General features: G+C 53.0%; 15 protein-coding genes. 8 read left to right on the top strand and 7 right to left on the bottom strand.

Features of this window, described 5'->3' with window-relative positions; all coding sequences use genetic code 11:
• Nucleotides 1-309: 309 nt before the first annotated feature.
• Complete coding sequence (locus tag AC07OE_RS20235) at nucleotides 310-642, bottom strand: hypothetical protein (protein WP_495072359.1); 333 nt, start codon at nucleotides 640-642, stop codon at nucleotides 310-312.
• Nucleotides 643-1,143: 501 nt separating this feature from the next.
• On the opposite strand from AC07OE_RS20235, the gene AC07OE_RS20230 reads away from it, so the two are divergent.
• The 3 genes from AC07OE_RS20230 to AC07OE_RS20220 are packed head-to-tail and all read left to right on the top strand — an operon-like array spanning nucleotide 1,144 to nucleotide 3,912.
• Complete coding sequence (locus tag AC07OE_RS20230) at nucleotides 1,144-2,892, top strand: methyl-accepting chemotaxis protein (RefSeq protein ID WP_495072358.1); 1,749 nt, start codon at nucleotides 1,144-1,146, stop codon at nucleotides 2,890-2,892.
• The gene (locus AC07OE_RS20225) at nucleotides 2,855-3,226 is read left to right on the top strand and encodes a hypothetical protein (protein WP_495072357.1); all 372 of its coding nucleotides are present in this window, start codon (nucleotides 2,855-2,857) and stop codon (nucleotides 3,224-3,226) included. The genes AC07OE_RS20230 and AC07OE_RS20225 overlap by 38 nt, the downstream gene beginning before the upstream one ends.
• Entirely contained in the window at nucleotides 3,223-3,912 is a 690-nt protein-coding gene (locus AC07OE_RS20220; RefSeq protein WP_495072356.1) for a response regulator transcription factor, read from the top strand. Before AC07OE_RS20225 ends, AC07OE_RS20220 begins: the two co-directional genes overlap by 4 nt.
• Nucleotides 3,913-3,934: 22 nt before the next feature.
• Here AC07OE_RS20220 and AC07OE_RS20215 read toward each other — a convergent pair whose 3' ends face one another.
• The 3 genes from AC07OE_RS20215 to AC07OE_RS20205 all read right to left on the bottom strand — a co-directional run bounded on the left by AC07OE_RS20215 (nucleotide 3,935) and on the right by AC07OE_RS20205 (nucleotide 7,809).
• Nucleotides 3,935-6,154, bottom strand: a complete 2,220-nt coding sequence (locus AC07OE_RS20215; protein ID WP_495072355.1) for a PAS domain-containing sensor histidine kinase — start codon at nucleotides 6,152-6,154, stop codon at nucleotides 3,935-3,937.
• A gap of 91 nt (nucleotides 6,155-6,245) precedes the next feature.
• Entirely contained in the window at nucleotides 6,246-7,271 is a 1,026-nt protein-coding gene (locus tag AC07OE_RS20210) for an iron ABC transporter substrate-binding protein (RefSeq protein ID WP_495072354.1), read from the bottom strand.
• Nucleotides 7,272-7,617: 346 nt separating this feature from the next.
• On the bottom strand, nucleotides 7,618-7,809 hold the full coding sequence (locus AC07OE_RS20205) for a hypothetical protein (RefSeq protein ID WP_495072353.1): 192 nt from the start codon (nucleotides 7,807-7,809) through the stop codon (nucleotides 7,618-7,620).
• A gap of 319 nt (nucleotides 7,810-8,128) precedes the next feature.
• Between AC07OE_RS20205 and AC07OE_RS20200 the strand changes: the two genes are divergently transcribed.
• On the top strand, nucleotides 8,129-8,518 hold the full coding sequence (locus AC07OE_RS20200; RefSeq protein WP_495072352.1) for a response regulator: 390 nt from the start codon (nucleotides 8,129-8,131) through the stop codon (nucleotides 8,516-8,518).
• Between the two features lie 51 nt (nucleotides 8,519-8,569).
• On the top strand, nucleotides 8,570-10,885 hold the full coding sequence (locus tag AC07OE_RS20195) for an EAL domain-containing protein (protein ID WP_495072351.1): 2,316 nt from the start codon (nucleotides 8,570-8,572) through the stop codon (nucleotides 10,883-10,885).
• A 180-nt stretch (nucleotides 10,886-11,065) separates the two neighbouring features.
• Here the strand turns inward: AC07OE_RS20195 and AC07OE_RS20190 are convergent, their stop codons facing one another.
• The 3 genes from AC07OE_RS20190 to AC07OE_RS20180 are packed head-to-tail and all read right to left on the bottom strand — an operon-like array spanning nucleotide 11,066 to nucleotide 16,248.
• Nucleotides 11,066-12,247, bottom strand: coding sequence for a sensor histidine kinase (locus AC07OE_RS20190; protein ID WP_495072350.1), 1,182 nt, complete (start codon nucleotides 12,245-12,247; stop codon nucleotides 11,066-11,068).
• Nucleotides 12,248-12,272: 25 nt separating this feature from the next.
• Nucleotides 12,273-15,197 (bottom strand): PAS domain S-box protein, encoded by a 2,925-nt coding sequence (locus AC07OE_RS20185; protein ID WP_495072349.1) that lies wholly within the window; start codon nucleotides 15,195-15,197, stop codon nucleotides 12,273-12,275.
• Between the two features lie 10 nt (nucleotides 15,198-15,207).
• Nucleotides 15,208-16,248 (bottom strand): ABC transporter substrate-binding protein, encoded by a 1,041-nt coding sequence (locus AC07OE_RS20180; protein WP_495072348.1) that lies wholly within the window; start codon nucleotides 16,246-16,248, stop codon nucleotides 15,208-15,210.
• A 368-nt stretch (nucleotides 16,249-16,616) separates the two neighbouring features.
• On the opposite strand from AC07OE_RS20180, the gene AC07OE_RS20175 reads away from it, so the two are divergent.
• Genes AC07OE_RS20175 through AC07OE_RS20165 form a run of 3 tightly spaced genes read left to right on the top strand, consistent with a single transcriptional unit; the run spans nucleotide 16,617 to nucleotide 21,532 of the window.
• Entirely contained in the window at nucleotides 16,617-18,035 is a 1,419-nt protein-coding gene (locus AC07OE_RS20175; protein ID WP_495072347.1) for an ATP-binding protein, read from the top strand.
• Nucleotides 18,036-18,037: 2 nt separating this feature from the next.
• Nucleotides 18,038-19,342 carry a response regulator c-di-GMP phosphodiesterase, NosR family gene (gene nosR / locus AC07OE_RS20170; protein ID WP_495072346.1) on the top strand — a complete coding sequence of 435 codons (1,305 nt, stop codon included), beginning with the start codon at nucleotides 18,038-18,040 and terminating at the stop codon, nucleotides 19,340-19,342.
• Between the two features lie 36 nt (nucleotides 19,343-19,378).
• A complete protein-coding gene (locus AC07OE_RS20165; protein ID WP_495072345.1) occupies nucleotides 19,379-21,532 on the top strand; it encodes an EAL domain-containing protein in 2,154 nt (717 codons plus the stop codon).
• The last annotated feature ends 124 nt before the right edge of the window (nucleotides 21,533-21,656 follow it).

Here is a 21,656-nt window from a genome sequence, read left to right as displayed (position 1 = left end):
TGGACTGCTCGGATTCTGTCTTCGTACGAATACATGAACTACCTCCAAAGATAGTCCAAGATTTCGTCCGCATCCCCAATGGATCAGTTTTCAACGGAAATCAACACAACACGGCTCAAGGGATGAATCGGGGCACTGTTCTCAGGTAAAGAGGCTCCATGTTGGCTTAGATCGGGCTTGGTGCCGGTTGATGCGGGTGGCAAGGTTTTCAGCGGCGTTGGCCTCATGGCCCTTTTGAACTCGCATCAAACGGTACGCAGCTGGAATGATGAAGAGCGACAGTTGCGCCGCCGCAAGGGACTCAATCGCTCACGGATGTTCACAATCGGTTGCAGCAATGCTCTGTCGATGGCCGCCAAATCGACTGTTGCGGGCTTCCAGCATAGCTTCCGCAAACTCGCATCGCAGTTGAAATTGATGGCCTTCGCACTCGTACTGCATTCTTTGAATGCAGTACGAGCACAGCTCAGAATGAATTGCCTCCAACTCCTGATCCGTAGTCAGAAAGGAGCACGATGCTTTTTGTGCATGAAGCATGAAATATTCAAGCTGGGGAGAAAGTTCGGATTCAGCAAGCGTACTCATGTGGTGGGAAATCACTTCGTACAGTGTCCCGGCTTTTTTTGCGTTCCATATAGTCATGCCAACTCCAATAGAAGAACGTTGTTTTCCTCCACCAGTTGCAAGGTGTTGCGCTGTGTGGGGCAACCAATGGCAACAAGATGCGCTCCCTTTATCGGATCACTCCGGCCCTTTGCAGCCTTACATCGCAAACCTTAGCTCCTCCGACTTGAGCCATGTTCCGCAGAAAACTTTGACTTTTTTGCAAAAACGAATAAATTACTGAAAATGTTATTTATTATATAACCACCCATGGTGGGGGCTTGCATCAAGCTATTGAGAGTTTGTCGCGAGCCCTGCAGCTGGGAACATCCGTCAGTCGTGGGGCAAAAAATGGGCAGAGTCACCATCCAAACCAAGTTGGAATGCGCTTTGGGTGCTCTGGTCTTCTGGTCGTGTAGTGATCTGGGCGCCCAACTACCTGACGAGTATCGATGTCGCATCCGGAGTTCGGGCTAAGCGCACAAATGCTTGCGAAATTGCCACGTAGGACTGAAAAACAAATAAAGAAAGGCCATTTATATGCGTACCAACCTTCCCATCACTCAGCGCGAATACGACTTCCCAGCTGACGCAACGCTGATGTCGACGACCGACACTCAAAGCTACATCTCCTATGCGAATGCGGCTTTCATTGCCGTCAGCGGCTTTGAGCGCGATGAAATCATGGGGCAACCCCATAACATGGTGCGCCACCCCGATATGCCCACACAGGCATTTGCTGACATGTGGGCCACGCTCAAGGCCGGCCGCTCGTGGACCGCGTTGGTCAAGAATCGGCGCAAAAATGGGGACCACTACTGGGTGCGCGCCAACGCGACACCTGTGCAACGCAATGGTCAGGTCACTGGCTACATGTCCGTGCGCACCAAACCCACACGCGATGAGATCAACCAGACCGAAAAGCTCTACCAAGCCTTTCGGGAAAACAAGTCCGGTAGTCTTGCATTCCACGAGGGGCTGATTGTGCGCAAGGGCCTGCTGGGCTGGACCTCGGCGCTGCAAACCATGGCCGTGCGCTGGCGTTTGCGACTGGGTATCGGCGCCCTGACGGCAATGGGCGTCGGTGGTGCCGCAGCGCTGGGTTTGGGGGAGACTGCGTTGGGCGCCTTCTCGGGTGGTACCGTGTTTGCTGGCATAGCCGTTTCACTATGGCTCGAATCCCAGATTGCGCGTCCGTTGGAGGTGGTTCAACGTCAGGCGCTTGCTGTGGCTGCAGGCCAGCCGGGACAGAACGTACAGTTAAACCGGGTAGACGAAATTGGCATGATCCTGCGCGCCGTGAACCAGTCAGGGCTGAACCTGCGATCCCTGGTGGACGATGTGAGTGAGCAAGTCGGCGGTATTCAGACCGCCAGCAGCGAGATTGCACAGGGCAACAACGACCTGAGCGCGCGTACTGAACAGACTGCATCGAACCTGGAAGAGACCGCTGCCTCTATGGAAGAAATGACGGCTACGGTCAAGAACAACGCGGATACGGCACGTCGGGCAGCAGAACTGGCCGGGACGGCCAGTGAGGCGGCAGCCAAGGGCGGTGTGGTCGTCAACCAAGTGGTGGACACCATGCAGGCCATTACCCACTCAAGTAAGAAGATTGCCGACATCATTGGTGTAATCGACAGCATCGCATTCCAGACCAATATTCTCGCGTTGAACGCGGCCGTGGAAGCCGCCCGTGCTGGTGAACAGGGGCGCGGCTTTGCGGTGGTAGCAACAGAAGTACGCTCTCTTGCTGGACGCAGTGCTGCGGCAGCAAAGGAAATCAAGGGCCTGATCGATGAGAGCGTTGAGAAAGTGGAAAGTGGCGCTAAGCAAGTCGATGAAGCAGGCCAGGCCATGGAAGAGATCGTGTCTCAGGTACAACGTGTAAATGACCTGATCAACGAAATCAGCTCCGCAACCATGGAGCAGGCCAGCGGTATCGGCCAGGTCAACATCGCAGTTGCTCAGCTTGACCAGACGACGCAGCAGAATGCTGCACTGGTGGAGCAATCCGCTGCAGCAGCCGACAGCCTCAGTGGCCAGGCAGGACGCCTGGTAGAGGCAGTGGGCGTATTCAAACTTACGAGTGGTACCGGGATGCATTTCGCATCAGTGTTAAAAACCCTTGCGCCACAGGCAGCTCATGCAAAGTCCAAAACATTGACTAAACCCAAAGAGGCGCGGCCGGTTCCAGCTCCGGTTGCGCATCCGCCCAAGGCGCCAAAACCAACGTTCGTACTGACTCCACATGAAGACCAAACTAGTCGCGATTGGGGAACTTTCTGAAGACACGACTGCAACATGCCCTAACCTTGACACGTCGTTGCGGCGCACGCCCACTTCATCGGCAAAATTCGAGCCATCAACGGCCGTTAGCGAAGAAGCCAAAGGGAGGATTTTGATCATGGGATTTTCTGCTACATCTCCAGCGCCAGATTCCGGCAACATGCTCCGATTGACAAAGGGACTGGAGCGCATGCGTGATTCGCTGGTAGAGTTATCGCTGATACTTCGGGATATCCAATTTGAATCCGATACCCACCACCGTACCGAAGCCAGTCGATCTGCTGCGCAAATGCTGCAGAAAATAGGAGCCTCACGAGGCGACTCGCCACCATGATCCCAAAGACCCTTGCACTTGTTGACGATGACAAGGAATACTCCGAATTCCTTGCCCAGTACCTGCGTGGTGAAGGCATTGCGGTTACCGTCTATTCCGATAGCGACGACTTGCTGATTGCTCGAGGTGTTGCGGAATTTGACTTTTATGTGCTTGATCTCATGCTGCCTGGGGTGGATGGCCTTGAGCTGATCAGGATACTGCGAAAGCGATCGCGTGCGGGCCTTGTTGTGGTTTCAGGCCGACTATCGCCCTCTGTGTTCAAAGACATTGTCACGGCGGGGGCTGACATGTACCTTGCGAAGCCGGTCCAGTTTGAGCAGGTACTGCTGGCCATCAAAGCTGTGCAACGTCGAGCGGCACCCGGTGACACTGTCCAGACACCGTGGTTATTGGATATCAGGGCACGTGAACTCATAGCCCCTGATGGTGTCCGCGTCGGCCTCAGTGAAAGTGACAGAACAGTTTTGGCGTGTTTCGTTGATGCCAAAGGGGAGGCCGTGGAGCGAGAGGCCATTTTGCTGCGGCTGGGTCGCGAGACACACTCGGATAGTACGGCCGACGGACTTAACGCAATCATCTATCGCTTGCGTCGTCGCATCGAACGTGCGACCTCAATCCCAGTTCCCCTGCAATCAAAATCGCGTGTGGGCTATGTCTTCAAAGCCCCGCTTGAAATGATCTGAATGCGGTCAGGCCAAGCGTCTGTCACGGGAGTGGATACGGAAAAACGAGCTTGAACACTACTCTTTCGTTCTCATTGACGCTGAGGGACACTTCACCGCCATGAAGCTCTGCCACCTTCCGCACAATGTACAAACCCAAGCCGCCGCCCGAGCGGCGCGTGGATGCCGCTCCCCGCGTTCCGCGTTCGAACAGCCGCGGTACCAACTCAGCCGAAATTGCAAGAGACGCACTCTCAACTTCCAGTGCCAGCGCGAGTGGCTCATCACTATCCAGAACACGTACCAGAACAATTGAATGGGGCTTTGAATACGTCAGTGCATTGACCAACACATTGCGCAACGCCAGTCGGACTAGGCTCAGGTCCAGAACCGCCGTGCGGGTCGCCGTGGTGCGCTGGATGCATACACGATCACACACCTGAGACGGTAGATCCGCCAGCACCACCGAAATCAAAAAGTCGATGTCCGTGTCGGCAAATTCGGTCTGACCCGACACCAGCAGCGAAGCCACCGCAAGGTTGTTATTAAGACTTGCAATTACAGAAGCAATGACGTTCTGGGCGCGCAGGATCGGTTCTGTTTTGGTCTCTTCCTTTTCAGACCGGTCAGCAAGTGCCAATCGCGCGCCCTGCAAGACGGCCGACGCATTGTTCAGCGGTTGCCGCACTTCGTGGGCCAGGACCTGCATCATTTCTTCGCGCTCCAGCAATAGCCGTTCTGATTCGGCGGCATGAAGCTCCGCTTGCGAACGCAGTTCCTGCTCGCGCTCCAGCGCGGCCTGGCGCGCATGCTGCTCGGAAACGTCTTCCAAGATAGCCAATGAACGCAACGGCAGACCGGCCTCGTCACGCTCCAAAACGGCGGACAAGAGAACGTCAATGGATTGACCATCCTTGCGGACCATCTGATACTCCACGTTCACGCACCGGCCAGTACGAAAGAACTCCGGCAACACCGTGTCGCGAGCGAATTCGCGGGAATGGGCACTCAGAAAATCAATGGAGGCCCTGCCCAGGACTTCCGCGCGCGTGTAGCCTAGTTTGTCTAGCCATGCATCGCTGACCGCGACGATGGCCCCTCGGGCGTCGATCGAATGCATCATCGCAGGAGCGGCCTCCGAGAAATGCAAGCGCCGCTCGGCCCTGACAGCGTCGAGTTCACGTGCGCGAAGCTCCGATTCGGCCAAGTGCGCATGCTCTCGCGCCAAGCGGTCAAGCCGCAATGCGCTCAGCCACACCAGCCAGCCTATCACCATGGCGTTCGCCAGTGCGAAAATCGCCAGGCCCGACTCGGTCCCAACATAACCAGCACGTTGCGCCTGCAGTCGCAACCAGCCGATCACTGGGGGAATGAGTATTGCGGTGGGTAAAAGCCTGCGGGCGATCACACCTCCAGGCGTGCCACTGCACAGGAGAAGATTGAGTTTCCCGTCAGGTCGGACAAACAGTAGGCTTACTCCTATCGCAAAAATGGCGATTGCCGTCTCCATGGCCATTTCTGCAAACACTGCCAGCGGAACGCCTCCGTACATATACTGACTCACGCCCAACCAACCTAGCATCGCGGCTGCCAGGGCGAATCCCTGGTGTCCTGGACGGGTACTCCGGCATGTAGACAGACCTGCCGAAATCGCCAACAGACAGATTGCTATTGCCGTTGCCGTAGCCATCTGCGAAGCAGCCTGCAGCCGGTCCAGCAGTATGGTTGACGGCACAAAACCGACCACATCCGTTCCTGTGACTTCAGCCATCGTCCACAGGGATAAACGGAAGCAAGCCAACAGCATCGCCCCTAGCGCCAATATCCGGGAAGCAAATAGCAAAACTCCTTCCGATCTGTGATGCCTCCCTTCTGGCCTGATTGCACGTTTGCTCCAAACGCCTGTCAGCAGCAACGAAATCGCTAGCATTGACAGGCAGATGATGCTTGGGTTTGCCATCTTGGAGCAAGAATGTGTGAATGGCATGGTCACCCAGTTCAGGTGCTCAACCGTGCACGCGCCCACCAGCGCCAACGCGAATATCGCTGCCAAAGAAGCAATTTTTTCGAAACGAAACGTCGGTTTATGCATTTCTTTCTTGTCCGCGTAGAGCCTTGGTGCTTCGCAATGGAATGGGTGCCCCAGACCATACTTCAAAAACGGATTCTCGATAAATTCGCCTAAATGGCGAGTTTGGATTGGACTCAGTGGCTTGGATGTGACTCTGTCATTCGCAGGTTCAATGGCACGGTTGAAATCCATCAGCAGCCCTTAAACCGACATGCCCCTTATAAGAAAAGCCCTTGGCTACCGCGGTCGCCAAGGGCTTTGTGCTGTAACTACCGCACGTCGGTCAGAGCAGTCCAGCCTGCGTCATGAGGTCGGTCACCTTCTTGCTGTTGAGCTTGGATGGTTCTACCTTGGGAGCCTGCAAATCTGCCAAGGGTACCAAACTTTGGTGAGACTGAGCGCCAGCGCCAACGGCGTATTCCAGTGAATCACCCGTGCGCAAAATCTCCTGACCGCCCTTGCCAGTGATCCACTTCAGGAACGCTTGGGCTTCTGGCTTGTGTTTGCTGGAAGCGAGAACGCCGCCACCAGAAATACTCACGAAGGCACCTGGATCCTCATTGCGGAAGTAGTGAATGCCAAGCTTGTCCGTGTTTTCTCCGGTCTTGGCCATGTCGCCGTAATAGTAGTAGTGATAGATCAAGGCACTGTCGACCTGCCCTGCATTCACCGCTTTCATGGCGATGCTGTTGCCCTTGAATGGTAAAACGTTTTCTTTCATGCCCTTTAGCCATGCCAGTGTCGCTGCTTCGCCTTTGAGCTCCAGCAAGGCGCTCACAATGGCCTGAAAATCTGCCCCCGCGGGAGATGCCCCCCAACGGCCTTTCCAGGCGGGAGCTGCCAGATCCAACATGGACTTGGGCAGTTGGACGGGATTGATTTTGGCCTTGTTATAAACAAAAACGGTACTGCGTGCAGCAATCCCAACCCAACGACCATGGGCAGTCCTGTAGCTGGGGGCCACTTGAGCAAGGGTCGCCGCGTCCAGAGGCGCGAACAAACCAGCACCATCGACCAGTGCCATGGCTGGCGAGTTTTCAGTCAAAAACACGTCCGCAGGTGATGCAGCCCCTTCTTGAACGATTTGATTGCCCAGCTCCATGTCGCTGCCCTTGCGCATGGTCACTTTGATACCCGTTTCACGGGTGAAACCATCAATCCAGGCCTGTGTCAGGCTGGCATGCTGGGCGTTGTACACCACGATGCCGTCAGTGGTCGGAGTTTGTGCAAGCGCGCCCAGCGAGGCACTCACAAGACCGCTAGCCAGCGCAATAGCACGCATCAGGGAGCGAGGAGGGAGAAGTTTCATGGGCAAGTCCTTAGGTCAAAACAATTACAAACAAAAACGATTCTCATTTGCATTGTAAGCGCAAAGTTCCATTCGACTTCGAGACCTGTACTTTTGAGCTACCGAGTACCTGCAAGGGGCTCGTTGCTTCATCCATATCTCCTGCTCGTTCTGCAGTGTGAATAGCGGGTTGATGGACGATGCGTAGCATGAGAGATCAATGTAGAGCACAGACTGATCATCCTGGGAATCATGCCAACGCCACTCGCTTGGGAGTGGGGTCGCTTTATTTCACCAAATGGATGCAGGTGCAAATACCGCGCGCTATTTGGACGCATAGGGTCGGGTTTGCTTGCATCCGTATTAATTACATCGGTATCCGCGTTGCTGGAGAGTGGTTGCAAGTCAAAGGTATCCCTAACTGATGCAACCAGTTATCCACGCCCTTGTCGATCTTCGTCATGGCTTGGCGCAGGCTTTTTTGGTACTCAGCCAGTTGCGTAGGTTCCGATATTTCTTGTTGAATCGATTTTTTGCAAGGACGCCAGAGCTTGGCCATTGAGGCTTCCAACACTTTGGCTCAGAGCGCTGCGAACTTGCTTGGCATGGCTGCTATCGGGTGCAGTGGCGTTGGTGTTGGCTGCACTGGTTAGCTGCGTTTCTGCACTGCTTGTAGTCACTGAATACCTACCTGGCGACCAAATGCGCGAACTGAAGTCGACAAGCGGTATTTCCCGACAAGGAGACGTGAGCTATTTGCCAATTGACATACGCCTTGAATGACTCAACAATGAAACCGGCCCCCTCGCGGTAAAAATTACAAATTGGCCGTCGTTGATTGAGTGTTTTCTCCGTACCTTACTTAGAGGTCGTACATCGTGTTGAACTCACCACCAGCGAAAATTCTAATTATTGACGACGAAGATTCGAACCGTAAGTTGCTCGAAATATTCGTGCAAGCCGATGGCTATCAATCAATTGCAGCCACCGACGGCGAGATGGGCATAGCAATGGCAATGTCTGAGCGCCCTGATGTTGTCTTGGTGGATTTGATGATGCCAGGTTTGGACGGCTTCGAGGTTATTCGTCGCCTCAAGAGCAATCCTGAAACCGCCTCAGTTCCCGTCATTGTTGCAACTGCTTTGTACGACATAGCGTCATATCAACGTTTGGGAACATGGGGTTCTGCGGAAATACTAAAAAAACCAATAGATCGATGGGAATTGTCTCACCGAATTTCTAAGTTGCTGGAGTCTTCAAAAGACTGAGATCTGCACTTTGGCGTTGATGAACGCGTAGTCTGGAGAAAGGGGGCGCAAATGGAAACCTCGTTTGCGAGGTTGAATCGAATAAACCGTTTTTTGACCTTGCTGAGCCGGATCAATCGTACGATCGTACGCGCTGACTCGCCAGATCATCTGTATCTCGATGCGTGCCACATTGCCGTTGAGTCTGGACTCTTTCAATACGCATGGATCGGTTTGGTTGATCCAGCATCAAAAAAATCCCGACATATGGCCCATTCCAGCGAAGTTGAAAGTCTCGCGCGTGGGCCGGGAATATTTGATGCAACCGTGAATTTGGTTCTTCAGCTGAATGCCCCTCTCATATGCGATGAATCGAAAGCGACTCGGCACAGCTCGCCGGCTCATCTGGAAATGCTTGCTCTCGGTTTTCACTCGATGGCAGCACTACCACTAAAAGAAATGGGGCACGTCGTAGGCGTTTTCCTTCTATGCTGTGATGAGGTCGAGGCCTTCGATCAGAGTGTTTTGGATTTACTGACGGAAGTGGCTGACGACATTTCGTTCTCTCTAGGGCACATGAAAGCCGAACAGCAGCGGGTCGCGGGAGAATCAAAACTACACTACCTTGCCTTTTATGACGCCCAGACTGGATTGCCAAATCGTGCGATGCTGGAAGATCGTTTGCCGACACTGGCAAGTCTGACAGATCAGACCGGGACCCCGTTGACACTGGTAGACATCAAGCTGATACACGTCGAGGAAATCGTACAGATATTGGGAAGGCTGGCGATGGACGACGTTCTCCGCACAATAGCTTCACGGCTGGAATTGTGTCGCGGGATGAATGGTCTAGTTGTGCAGCTAGGGCCCGATGAGTTCGTAATAACTTCACATGAACTCATGGATGAATCGATGATCGATGTTTTCGTCCGTCGAATACGCGATGCATTTTCTCAACCAATAAAATCGGATGGCAGAGATGTGCTCCTGCAAGCTTGCATTGGGGTCGCCGTTTACCCGATGCATGATGGTGATATTTCCAATCTCCTAAGGCGGGCACGGGCAGCCACTGAGCGCTCCACCGATGTTGGATACCGCCTATATACGGCGGACATGGATCTTGGAATAGAGCAGCGAGTGCAAATGCGTGCGGACCTGCATCGGGCACTTGAGCGAGATGAGTTTGTACTGTACTTCCAACCACAGTTAAATCTAAAGACAGGAGATATTGTTGGAGTTGAGGCGCTAATACGCTGGCAGCATCCAACACAAGGACTAGTCTCACCGGCACGCTTTATTCCACTTCTGGAGGACTCCGGCCTGATGGTCAAAGTAGGAGGGTGGGTTCTCCGATCCGCATGTTTGCAAGCCAAAGCCTGGCAGAACGCCGGGTATGCGCCTATGCGCATGGCCGTCAATCTATCCGCACAGCAGTTTCGGTCTGCCGATCTAGTCGCAGTCGTCAAAGACGCCTTGGAGGCCGCTGCGCTTGACGCTGAGTTCCTTGAGCTCGAATTGACCGAAAGCCTGATTTTGGAAAGCGCCGAGCAAACTATCGAGATGATGCATGAACTGAAGGCGCTCGGTTTAAGTCTGTCGTTGGACGATTTTGGAACGGGCTACTCGTCACTTAGTTATTTGCGCCGCTACCCTATTGATCGTATAAAAATTGACCAATCCTTCGTGCACGACATGATGCTCCACCCAGGTAGTGCTGCACTTGTGCGCAGCATTCTTTCAATGGCCGACAATTTGGGGCTGAAGGCCATTGCCGAAGGTGTCGAAACTAAGGGGCAGCATGGATATTTGCGCAAGCAAATGTGCCAGGAAATGCAGGGTTTTCTTTACAGCCGTGCCGTGCCATCACAAGGTATCTCGGAGTTGTTGACCACCGGGGGAAAATTAAATACCGAAGGCGGGTTATCGAATGCTGGAAATACACTTTTGATCGTCGATGACGAACCCCACGTACTGGCCGCTTTACGGCGTATATTCCGGAGAGAAGGGTGGCTAATTTTTACTGCCACCAATGCGAATGAGGGATTGGAGTTGCTGGCCACAAATGAAGTTGGGGTCATCATTTCCGATCAACGCATGCCAGGCACAACAGGCACTGAATTCTTACAGATCGTAAAAGGAATGTACCCAGACACAATACGCCTCTTACTTACTGGGTATGCGGATTTCAGCACTGTAATAGACGCCGTCAATCGAGGGGATCTCTACAAGGTTTTGAGTAAACCCATTGAAGATGATGCATTGCGAGAAAACATACATCAGGCCTTTAGACGCTACGAGGTCTTTGCTGAGAACCGAAGGCTAATGCAACGTGTGGAAATTCTCGAAAGTCTCAGATCCGAGCCGCCCAGTGCTAATGATGGGCTTTGATAGTGACTGCAGAACCCGATGTTTCCATTGCATTTTTCGCTTGTTATAGAGCTGGAGTCGACTCTTCGCATTCCCATATGAATGTATTTTAAAAACTGCGGGGCCAGTGCTAGCGAATAGGATCGGTTATACGCCATCTCTACTCGACATGGGCTGAAAGTTCCGGCGAGTACAGAAAATTTAACGTCTTTGCTGAGCACCCAAGGTTGGTAGTACTAAGGTGAATATGCTTCCACGGCCAAATTCGCTTTTCAGTGTGATATATCCGCCAAGCAGTCTGGCAAGTTCCGCTGAAAGATAAAGGCCGAGCCCTGTGCTTTCCTTGTGGCTATGCAAATCTCCGACACGCGTAAAAGCATCAAAAAGTTTCGCTTGATCCTCCATTTTTATTCCCACACCGGTATCGATTATGCGAAATTCCGTGCTCGTCCCGGAGACACTATCGGACTGAAATAGTTCGACCACAACAGTACCTACAGACGTATACTTAATTGCGTTGTTGACCAGATTCGTCAAAATTTGGAACAATGCGCGACGATCTGTACGCACGATCGGCTGTACATGAGACTGCCTGGATTCAAGCTGCAAACCTTTGCGCAGTGCCATGATTTGCAACGACGCGATAACATCTTTCACAAGTGCTTGGGAATCAACCAGTTCTGGATTCAACTCGGGCTTTCCCGACTCGATCCGGGCCAAGTCCAGCAAATCATTGATTAGGGACAACAGATGTTTGCCGCTTGTTAGGACGATTTTTAGCATTTCTTCTTGGTCAGCGGTCAGAGTATTACCCGGGGTATTCATCAACAGTACGTCGGTAAATCCCAGAATGCTATTGAGTGGTGAGCGCAATTCGTGGCTCACAATAGCCATGAAACGATCTTTCTCCCGCCTAGCACGCTCTAGCTCGGCATTGGCTACCTCGAGTGCCATAGTGCGTTCGTGTACACGACGTTCCAACACTGCATTTTCTTGGCGCAACCACCGTATGGCGAGTGCTCGCGACAATACCGGCAAAATGACACTCAATTTGAACGGCTTGAGGATGTAGTCCAACGCCCCCATTCGCATGGCTTCCACAGCAGTACTTATAGTGCCGTTTCCCGTCATGATGATGCACACTAGATCAGCATCGATTTGCAAGGCCTCCTGCATCAATGCAATGCCGCCTATTTCTGGCATCATCAAATCGGCAAGGAGAAGATCAAAATTTCTCTCCTTCAATGCATCCAGAGCGGCTTGACCCACCGTGAAGCCGCAGGTCTCATAGCCATTGTCTCTTAAGGTATCGCAGAGAGCCTTCATTTGCGCATGCTCGTCATCCACTACAAGGATGCTGGGCATAGATGAGGCGTCATGCATATATGTGCGCTAACACTACAGACTTTCAGGATTCCGTCGAAATGCAACATTGGGCGAATGCTTCGCGCAACTCCCGTAACTTGGGGGGCTTGCTGAGGACACGATCCACCTGCGGCGGAACCTCTCCGTCTGCCATCAACCTGCGGCCCCAGCCGGTGAGCAAAATCACTGGGGTAAGTGGCGACTCCAGTTTCACCAGTTCGGCGACTTTTCGCCCGTCAATGATGGGCATGCCGAGATCGGTGATTACCACTGCGAATGGGTTACCTGCCGCTTGTGCTGCCAGGAAGATGTCTATCCCGGCCTGGCCGCCATCCGCAGTGGTGACTTGGTGACCCTCGGTGCTCAAGGCGTCGTGCAGTGATTTAAGCAACATTGGGTCATCGTCGACGACTAGAATGTGTAAGTTCGATGGCACTAGATAAGGTACCTTCGCTTGTTCCATTTCTGCAACTGTTACCGGCACCGCAAATACCAAGCGGACAGTTGTGCCTTTGCCCGGCGCACTTGCAATCTCAATCTCAGCGCTATGGCGTTCAATGACGCCATACACCATGGCTAGTCCGAGCCCAGTGCCGCGCTCCCCTTTGGTGGTGAAAAATGGCTCAAGGCAACGCCGCCTAGTGTCTTCATTCATACCCATCCCAGTGTCCGTCACTTCCAGATGAACGTGCTGCAAAGGCCGGCTTTCCTCTGAACTCGGTCCAGTGTGCGCAATCACAGTACGCAAGGTTAGGGTACCGCCGTCTGGCATAGCATCAATAGCGTTGAAAAAAAGATTAATTAATGCTTCGCGGATTTCACTTTCGATTCCCATCACTGTGGGCAATTCAGTCGCCAAGTCCTTCACGATTTGAATAACTATTCCACGCGATTGAGGCATATCACTCCAGCGCGCACGCGTCAGGTCCAAGACTTGTTGCAGTAAGTCATTCAATTTCACGGGTGCGAGTGTCAATTGGGGCTCGCGTTGGCGGTAAAATTCACCCATGCGCGTTACTGTTTGGGCCACATCCTCGATCGCGCGCTGGATGGTCTCCAGGTAATTGCGCGCACGCTCGCTGAGATTTGGCTCAGTCTCCAATAGCGACTCGGTGTACAAGGTCACGGGGGAAATGGCATTATTAATGTCGTGTGCGATACCACTTGCCATTTGCCCGAGGGCACCCAGACGCTCTTGCTGCATCACAGCCTGCTGCGTTTGCCGCAGGTCATTGTAGGCCTGCTGCAAAGTTCCATAGAGCTGAGACTGGTGCGCTGCCAATGCGACGTGCTCGCTTAACTGCCGCAGAAACTCGCACTCGCCGCTGCTGAAGGCGCTCGGTGCATGTCGCGCTGTGATCAGAACTCCGAATACCCGATTCTCGGTCAATAGCGGTGCTATCACCAAAGAGCGCAAACCGCCGCGCGTGAGCCGTTGCGAAAAGGGGAAGGGCACCTGGCTAATGTCTGGCTCATACACCAATTCCCCCTGCACGCAGCGGGAAAGGCCATTCTCATCGATGGCGATTCGGGCTTGGTCGGTCATGGCCAGCTCCATTGCCAGCGCAGCACTGTGGACACCGACACTGGTTACGGTCAGGGAATGGGCGGATTGATCATGAAGACACATGCACCCAAAATCGATCGGAAGTTGATCCTCCAGGCTGCGCACGACCACTTGGAAAATGCTTGGAAGATCCTGTCGCTCACCGATGGCGCGGGTGATTTGATGAAGAAGACTGAGGCGCCCCAATTGCGCATGGATTTTTCTTTCACTTTGTTTGCGTTCACTGATGTCCCGCACGAAACCAGTGAACGTGGGCGGATGGGCTGAACCACTGCGCGTGATCGACAATTCGACCGGAAATTCTGCCGCGTTGGCGCGCAAGGCCGTCAACTCCATGCGCTGCCCCAGCACTGGACCAACTCCGGTGACAAGATAGTGGGCCAGGCCTTGACGGTGCTGCTCGCGTAACGAGGGTGGAATTAGCAAATCGGCCATGTCACGGCAGAGCACATCGCGCTTGTTATAGCCAAAGATGCGTTCCGCTGCAGCGTTGAAGTCCACGATTCGACCTTCGTGATCCATGGAAATGATGCCGTCGAGAGCGGTATTCACGACTGCAAGATTGCGTTCCTGGCTTTCGCGAAGAGCGATTTCGGTGCGCATTCGCTCGGTGACTTCCAGTTGCAGCAGTGCATTGGACTTTACTAACTCATCACGTGAGACGGTAGTTCCTTCCAACGTCGCAGTCATTGCATCAAACGCCCGTGCCAAGTCGCCGATCTCGTCGCGACTGGTCATGGCCAGCCTATATCCCAGGTTGCCTGAGCCTACGACAGCGGCTCCCTGGCGCAGTCTGGTGAGCGGCCGGATAACGCCTCTTAGCACTAGAAAAATCGTCAAAAAAATTAGCGACAAAACCATCGCAGCGAATGCCGCCATCGCCACACTAACCCGTTGCTGGGCATGCAGTACACCTGTCCGACTGCGCTCCGATAGTCGAGTCGCGCGAGAAATCATTGCTTCCGTCTCGTTGACAATTTGGCCAGTGAGTCGGGAGTCTAATTCTTCCAGCACCAAGCTACTTTTCCTGACGAGCTGTCGCTCTTGTTGATTGGCAATAAGCTGGTTGAACAGCATATCGACGCTCTCGCGAGATTGCCGGATCTCGTCGATGGTTACCAACTCTTCTGCTTCCGTGAAACCAGTTGCACTGGTGAGTAGCTTCAGCAGCGAAGCCTGGCTCAATTGCCGCTGGACTCGTGCGCGATCCTCGTGGCGCATTACATATTCCATCGTCAAATAACGCACTGTAGTCACCGTTTTCAGCAACTCTGCGGCAGTCTCATTCTTGGTGAGCTCCTTTTTTACCTGCTGCGTGGTGAACAACAGTACAGCGCCAATCGCTACAACGATACCAACGGAGAGCAGCCCCGCGAGCTTAAGTTGGGCCGAAATTTTCACTTCGGCATTCCTAGTGAATCACGGTCACTGCGCTAGGCCTCACAGCCAACAGCCCGGTCATGTCGAGGTTGTTTAGGTAATTTGGCATCTCATCGCGACCCGCCAACTTGTTTTTGATAGCCCAACGCGTCTCGTCCTCCAACGCGAGTACAAAGCTCTGATCAAGAGTAACGTCAAATCGATATGAAGGCCAAAACTCCTTCAGTTTTTCCGCGTCTATTTTCATGAACTTGGCAGTGATTGCACGGGCCGTATCCGGGGTGTCCTTGCAAAACCTGCCACCACTAATCAATGCCCGGAGGACTTTTTTGATAGTGTCCCCATGACTGACAACATACCCGTGCGTTCCACTTATGCTGTACGTTGCATCATAGACGCCGTCTGCAGAGAAGGCCGTGCCGTTAGCGCCAGCTTGTTCTCTGATTTTTCCCACATAAGGCTCCCAGGTCGCGGCGGCGTCAATGTCTCCTCTTTCAAATGCGGAGGCCATATCTTCCGGTTTGAGATCAAGCGCAGTGATATCACTGGACGATAACTTCTGCCGATTGAGAAACGCGTCGAGAACGAAATGCCCGGATGTTCCTAGAGTGACGCCAATGCGTTTTCCTCGCAAACTTGCAGGAGTGGTAACCCCTCTATCTGTTCTACCCACAATCTCATAGTCATTTTTTGTTGCGGAGATTGTTGCAATCGTGCTCACTGGCTGCCCGCGCGTAACGGCGAACATGATAGGTATATCGGCTGACGTGCTCAAATCGGCCTTGCCTTGCAAAGTCGCGTCTAAAGCGGCTTTGCCGTTGGTGTGAGGCTGGATTGTGACCTGTAGGCCTTCTTGGGCGAAATAGCTATTTTCTTGCGCAACAAATATCGAACATGAACCCGCATATACGACATTGGTCGCGATGACCAGGGGCTCAAGCGGCCCAGGCTGAGGCACTGAGTTGCGGGATATCCATGCGTAACTCGCGGCCAACAATGACGTTGCTGAGAGTACAACTAAAAAGACTTTTATCAACTTGCCATGTGGCGCCGCAGCCGTCCTCAAGGTCATTTTGAGTCCCCCTTGACGCTAAGCTTGGACACTTCAATCGAAGTTTTCGTGTGCGTCGCCAACAATTGTGCACTTTTTACGACCGGTGTCAAAGTAGGCCCCGAAGATTGGCGCGGAGGTATGGGCTACTGCTGGTTTCAGAGACTCGTTGTTGAGTGATCGATGAAACAGGATTTTGCAAATGGCAACGAGGAGGCAATTCAGCAGGGAGTTCAAGGTTGCCCTAGGCGCTAAACCGACTCTACAATCAAAAAAAGGAACATGAGAGGAAATCTTCATACGCGGTAAGACTTCGACTTAGATGTATTGATGATCACATGCACAAAATTGTGCACTCCTTGTCAACCTTAATACAGACCACGCAGCACATGCACACTGGACTCAACAATCTAGATCCGTCAAGCTTCTTCGAAGGCAGTCCGATCGCCACATTTGTTCTTGATGTGAATCATGTGGTCACCCATTACAACAATGCATGTGCCCAGTTGCTCGGGGTCCCCGCTTCTGATGTCATTGGGAGTCGAGATTTGGGAAAAGTTTTCTACGGCGTTGAGCGACCCGTCATGGCAGATCTGATAATTGATGGCGCCATGGTCGAGATCATTTCAGATCTGTACCAAAACACGTATCGCAGCTCACTCATCATTCCGGATGCGTACGAGGCCGAAGGTTTTTTCCCGCGACTCGGAGCCTCGGGGCGATGGCTTTTCTTTACCGCTGCCCCGCTTAAGAATTCCGACGGAAAGATCGTTGGAGCCATAGAAACTCTGCAAGACATAACGGAAAGAAAAATTGCAGAAAACGCCCTAATGAAATCGCAGCTCGAAATCGAGCAGATCGTTGAACAGCGGACCGCTCAGTTAGCCGATGTGAACACAACGCTACGTAGAGACGTCGAGCGCAGAGAACAAGTGGAGTACGAACTGACCAAGCGCAACTCAGAGCTCAATCTCTTGAATGCAAAGTTGGTTACGGCACAGGAGCATTTAGTTCAATCGGAGAAGTTGGCGTCTATTGGCCAATTGGCCGCAGGGGTCGCCCATGAAATCAACAATCCTATTGGCTACATTTTCTCCAACTATGGGATGCTGGAAACCTATCTAGGCAGCTTGTTCGAAATGCTGAGCGTCTACGAGAAGGCCGAGCAGAGCTACAGCGATCCGAATGTGGTGAAAGAGTTGCAAGCAAAGCGGTTGGCGCTAGAAGTCGATTTTTTGAAAGAGGACATTCCAGATCTCATGAGAGAGTCAAAGGAAGGCATCGTTAGGGTAAGAAAAATTGTTCAGGATTTGAAGGATTTCTCTCACGTGGATGCCAAACCTGAGTGGAGCTTTACCAATCTAAATCAAGGCATTGACTCTACACTGAATGTGGTTAATAACGAGATCAAATACAAGGCAGACATCATCAAGGAGTATGGTGAAATACCACCAGTGCAATGCATCCCCTCTGAGATCAACCAGGTTGTGATGAACTTGGTGGTGAATGCGGCGCACGCGATTGGGCCGGACCGCGGAAAAATATGGATTCGGACGGGTGTTGAGGCTGAATCCGCATGGATTGAAGTTGCCGACAATGGTAGCGGTATTCCTAAAGAAGTGGTGCCACGAATTTTTGATCCGTTTTACACCACCAAACCGGTTGGGAAGGGAACGGGGTTGGGGTTGTCACTGTCCTATGGAATTATTCAAAAACACCATGGGCAGATCGATGTGCAAACAGAGGTTGGAAAAGGAACGACGTTCCGGTTGGTACTCCCACTAACGCAAACAGATAAAGCGGAATAAAAATGAGTTCGCAGCCAGTCGAAGCCAGCCCAAATTTGCGCACCGTTTTGTGTGTAGATGACGAGGCTAATATCCTCTCGGCGTTGAGGCGACTTTTGCGTCCCCACGGATTCCAGGTGATCGTTGCGGAAAGTGGCCAAGCGGGGCTAACAGTGTTAGAGAGCACGCCTGTGGATCTGGTGATATCCGACATGCGGATGCCTGAAATGGACGGCTCCAAGTTTTTAGAACACGTGCGTCAGCGCTGGCCAGATACCATGCGCCTTCTGTTAACAGGCTATGCTGACGTTTCCTCCATCATCGAAGCGATCAATCGTGGGGAGATTTACCGCTACATCACTAAGCCTTGGGATGATCACGATTTGGTATTAATCGTTCAGCAGGCTTTGGAACGCAAGGAACTTGAGCGCGAGAAGAAAAAGCTGGAGGAGCAGGTACTTCTCCAGAATGAAGAGTTGAAAACTCTCAACATTGGTCTGGAGACCAAGGTGCAGGCGCGCACGCAAGAACTCCAGGCGGCGAACGCAAAACTCAAAAAGAACTACCTGAACACCATCAAGGTATTTTCCAACTTGATGGAATTGCGCGGTGGAAACCTCAGCGGGCACTCACGCTTGGTGGCTGACCTTGCGCGCCGCACCGCCGCAAGCATGGGGTTGCCCGACGCCGCACAGCAAGAGCTTTTTGTTGCCGGGCTACTGCACGACATTGGACAAATTGGACTGTCTGACGAAGTGTTGTCGAAGCCTGTCGGGCGATTGTCCGAAACCGAATTGACCTTGTATCGGCGACATCCGGTGTGGGGCGAGCAGGCTTTGATGTCGCAGGATGATATGTATGGTGTGGCTGCATTGATCCGCTCGCACCATGAACGGTATGACGGCCTCGGGTTTCCGGATGGCCTTGCGGGGGATGCCATTTCTATTGCTGCAAGCATTCTGATGGTGGTCGAAGCGTTTTTGGATCTTCAGGCAGGAAACCTGAGCCAGGCCAAGTTGTCTACCAGCGAAGCCCGGTCCATGATTGCACGGGGACGGGGCACTCAATTTAACCCCGAGGTGGTAGATGTATTTCTGCAGGTGACCTTAAATGCCGCACCCGCAGCGGAAGCACCTGCAATCATGCTCAAAACCAGTGAACTGGTGCCGGGCATGGTGATGGCAAGGGACCTCAAGACCCACGACGGGATTGTTTTGTTGAGCGCAGAGCATGTACTCACGGAGAAGTTGATCAGATTGCTGCGGCAACGAGAATCCAGAGACGACACCGAAATGGTGTTGCCCATTAAGCCACCACAAAAAATATAACAGGCTATTAAGTGTGAATTCCAGGGGGATGACTGAATGACAGAGGGTTTGCTGGGCGCCAATCGGGCATCTCATGAGCATGGCATTGACTCCGCGACGGGGTTGCCAGGACGGGGCGCGCTCTTGGAAAAAATGAATTCCTTGCCTCGAGACATGGACGTGGCGCTCCTCTGCATCGATCTGGATCATCTGGCCTCCCTGAATGAAGCCATGGGGCTGTCTGCCGGTGACACTGTTTTGGCTGAAGCTGCGAAACGGATTGCTACACACGCCGAGCACAGTAGCTTTCTGGCCCGCTATGGTGGCGACGAATTCGCGGTGTTGATTGAGAATGTTGCAGATTTTGAACGAGTCAGCCACATAGCCTCGGCCTTGATCGAAGAGTTAATGCACCCCTACCTAGTTGCGGGGAAGGAAGTTTTTGTAGGCGCAACCATAGGCATTGCCTGCACGTTGAAGGCGCAATTGAGCGTCTCACAAAAACTTCAGGCGACCTCTATCGAACAAGCGTTACACCACGCAAAAGCTGCTCTTTCTCGGGCCAAGGTCGTTTCAAGGGGGAGTTGGCTCCTGTATGAACCCGGCATGACCCCGGTTTTAGGCGCCCGTCTTCATTTAGAGACTGAATTGGCTTTAGCAGTGGAACAAGGGCAGTTCCTGCTTTACTACCAACCTAAGGCCTCATGTCGTAGCGGTGCGATCACAGGTTTTGAAGCCTTGGTCCGCTGGCAGCATCCGACCAAGGGGATCGTGCCTCCTTCTGAGTTCATCCCGATCCTCGAAGAGACCGGGCTCATAGACCGCGTAGGTGCATGGGTGCTGAGAACTGCCTGCCAGCAGCTTGCGGCATGGGATATTCTGGGGCATGACAGACTGACCATGGCGGTCAACGTCTCTCTTCGGCAACTTGTAGATGTGACGTATCCGGAATCGGTCAAAGCCATCCTTTCGGAGTCAGGGGTGCCTGCTGAGAGGCTGGAGCTCGAACTGACTGAGAGCTTGTTGATGCAAGATGTTCGACATACGGAGGCGCTCTTGTTTCGCCTAAAAGCGCTGGGAGTAAGGCTGTCCATAGACGACTTTGGGACCGGGTACTCAAGCCTGGCGTACTTAAAGCGGCTGCCCATTGACGCGGTGAAGATTGACAGAACCTTTGTTCAGGACATCACCACAAACCCGAACGACGCGTCTATTACTCGCGCGATCATCGGAATGGCCCGTAGTCTCAATTTATCCCTCATTGCTGAGGGCGTGGAGACAGAGGCGCAGCTATCAAAGCTGGTTGCTGAGCACTGCGATACGGTTCAGGGCTATTTCATTGGCAAGCCCATGCCTGCGACCGATGCTGCGGCATTACTTGCATCCGGTTGGCGTCTGCCCCAAGAGTTAATTGGTCGACCGACCAAAACGAGGACATTGCTGTTGGTGGACGATGAGGAAAGTATTCTCTCAGCGCTAAAGAGGCTACTCAGGCGCGAGGGCTATCGCATCCTTAGTGCCGGCTCTGGCGCTGAAGGATTGGAACTGCTTGCGAAGAACGACGTGGACGTCATCGTCTCTGACCAGCGTATGCCCAATATGACGGGCGAGGAATTTTTACGCCTGGCGAAGGAACTGTATCCAGACACGGTGCGCATGGTCCTCTCGGGTTATGCGGACATGCAATCCATTACTAATGCCATCAACCAAGGTGCCATCTATAAGTTCTTGAGCAAGCCCTGGGACGATCTAGGCCTGAAAGAAAATATCCTGGAAGCGTTTAGGCACAAAGAGCTTAGTGATGAGAATGTCCGGCTCACACGCGAGATTGGGTTGATGAACGAGGACCTCAATCGCAGCAACAAGGCGCTCGCTGTGCTTCTGGATGAGCAGGCGCGCAGATCACTGGTAGGCCAAGCAGCCCTTTCTGGGGCGCAGCAAACCCTTCATCTTTTGCCCATTCCGGTGTTGGGTCTCGATCCGGGCGGGATGATTGTCCTCAGAAATGAAGCTTTTGTAGGACTGGGAATGGAGGAAGACACCATTTCAGCGATCGTTGAGACGCTGCCATCCTGGCCGTCCACCGAGGTGAGCTATTCAGAATATGTTGATGCGGCAGGACGGCGGTGGAGCTTAGCCGGGCGCAACTTGACCAGCAGTGGGCACCATTCTGGAATGGTGTTTGCTTTTTTTTCGAGGGGTTCAACATGAGCGACACGCCGCCCAGACCAGTGGTTACAGAAACTATGGCAACGCAACCAAATGTTGCACCTGCAGCACGTTCGGACTTGGACAATGAATGCTTAAAAGTACAGCGACGCTTTCGTCTTTCCGG

Source organism: Rhodoferax sp. GW821-FHT09E07, from assembly GCF_059416145.1.
The sequence above is the reverse complement of the archived record's forward strand: the minus strand, read 5'-3'. Positions and strand labels throughout refer to the sequence as shown.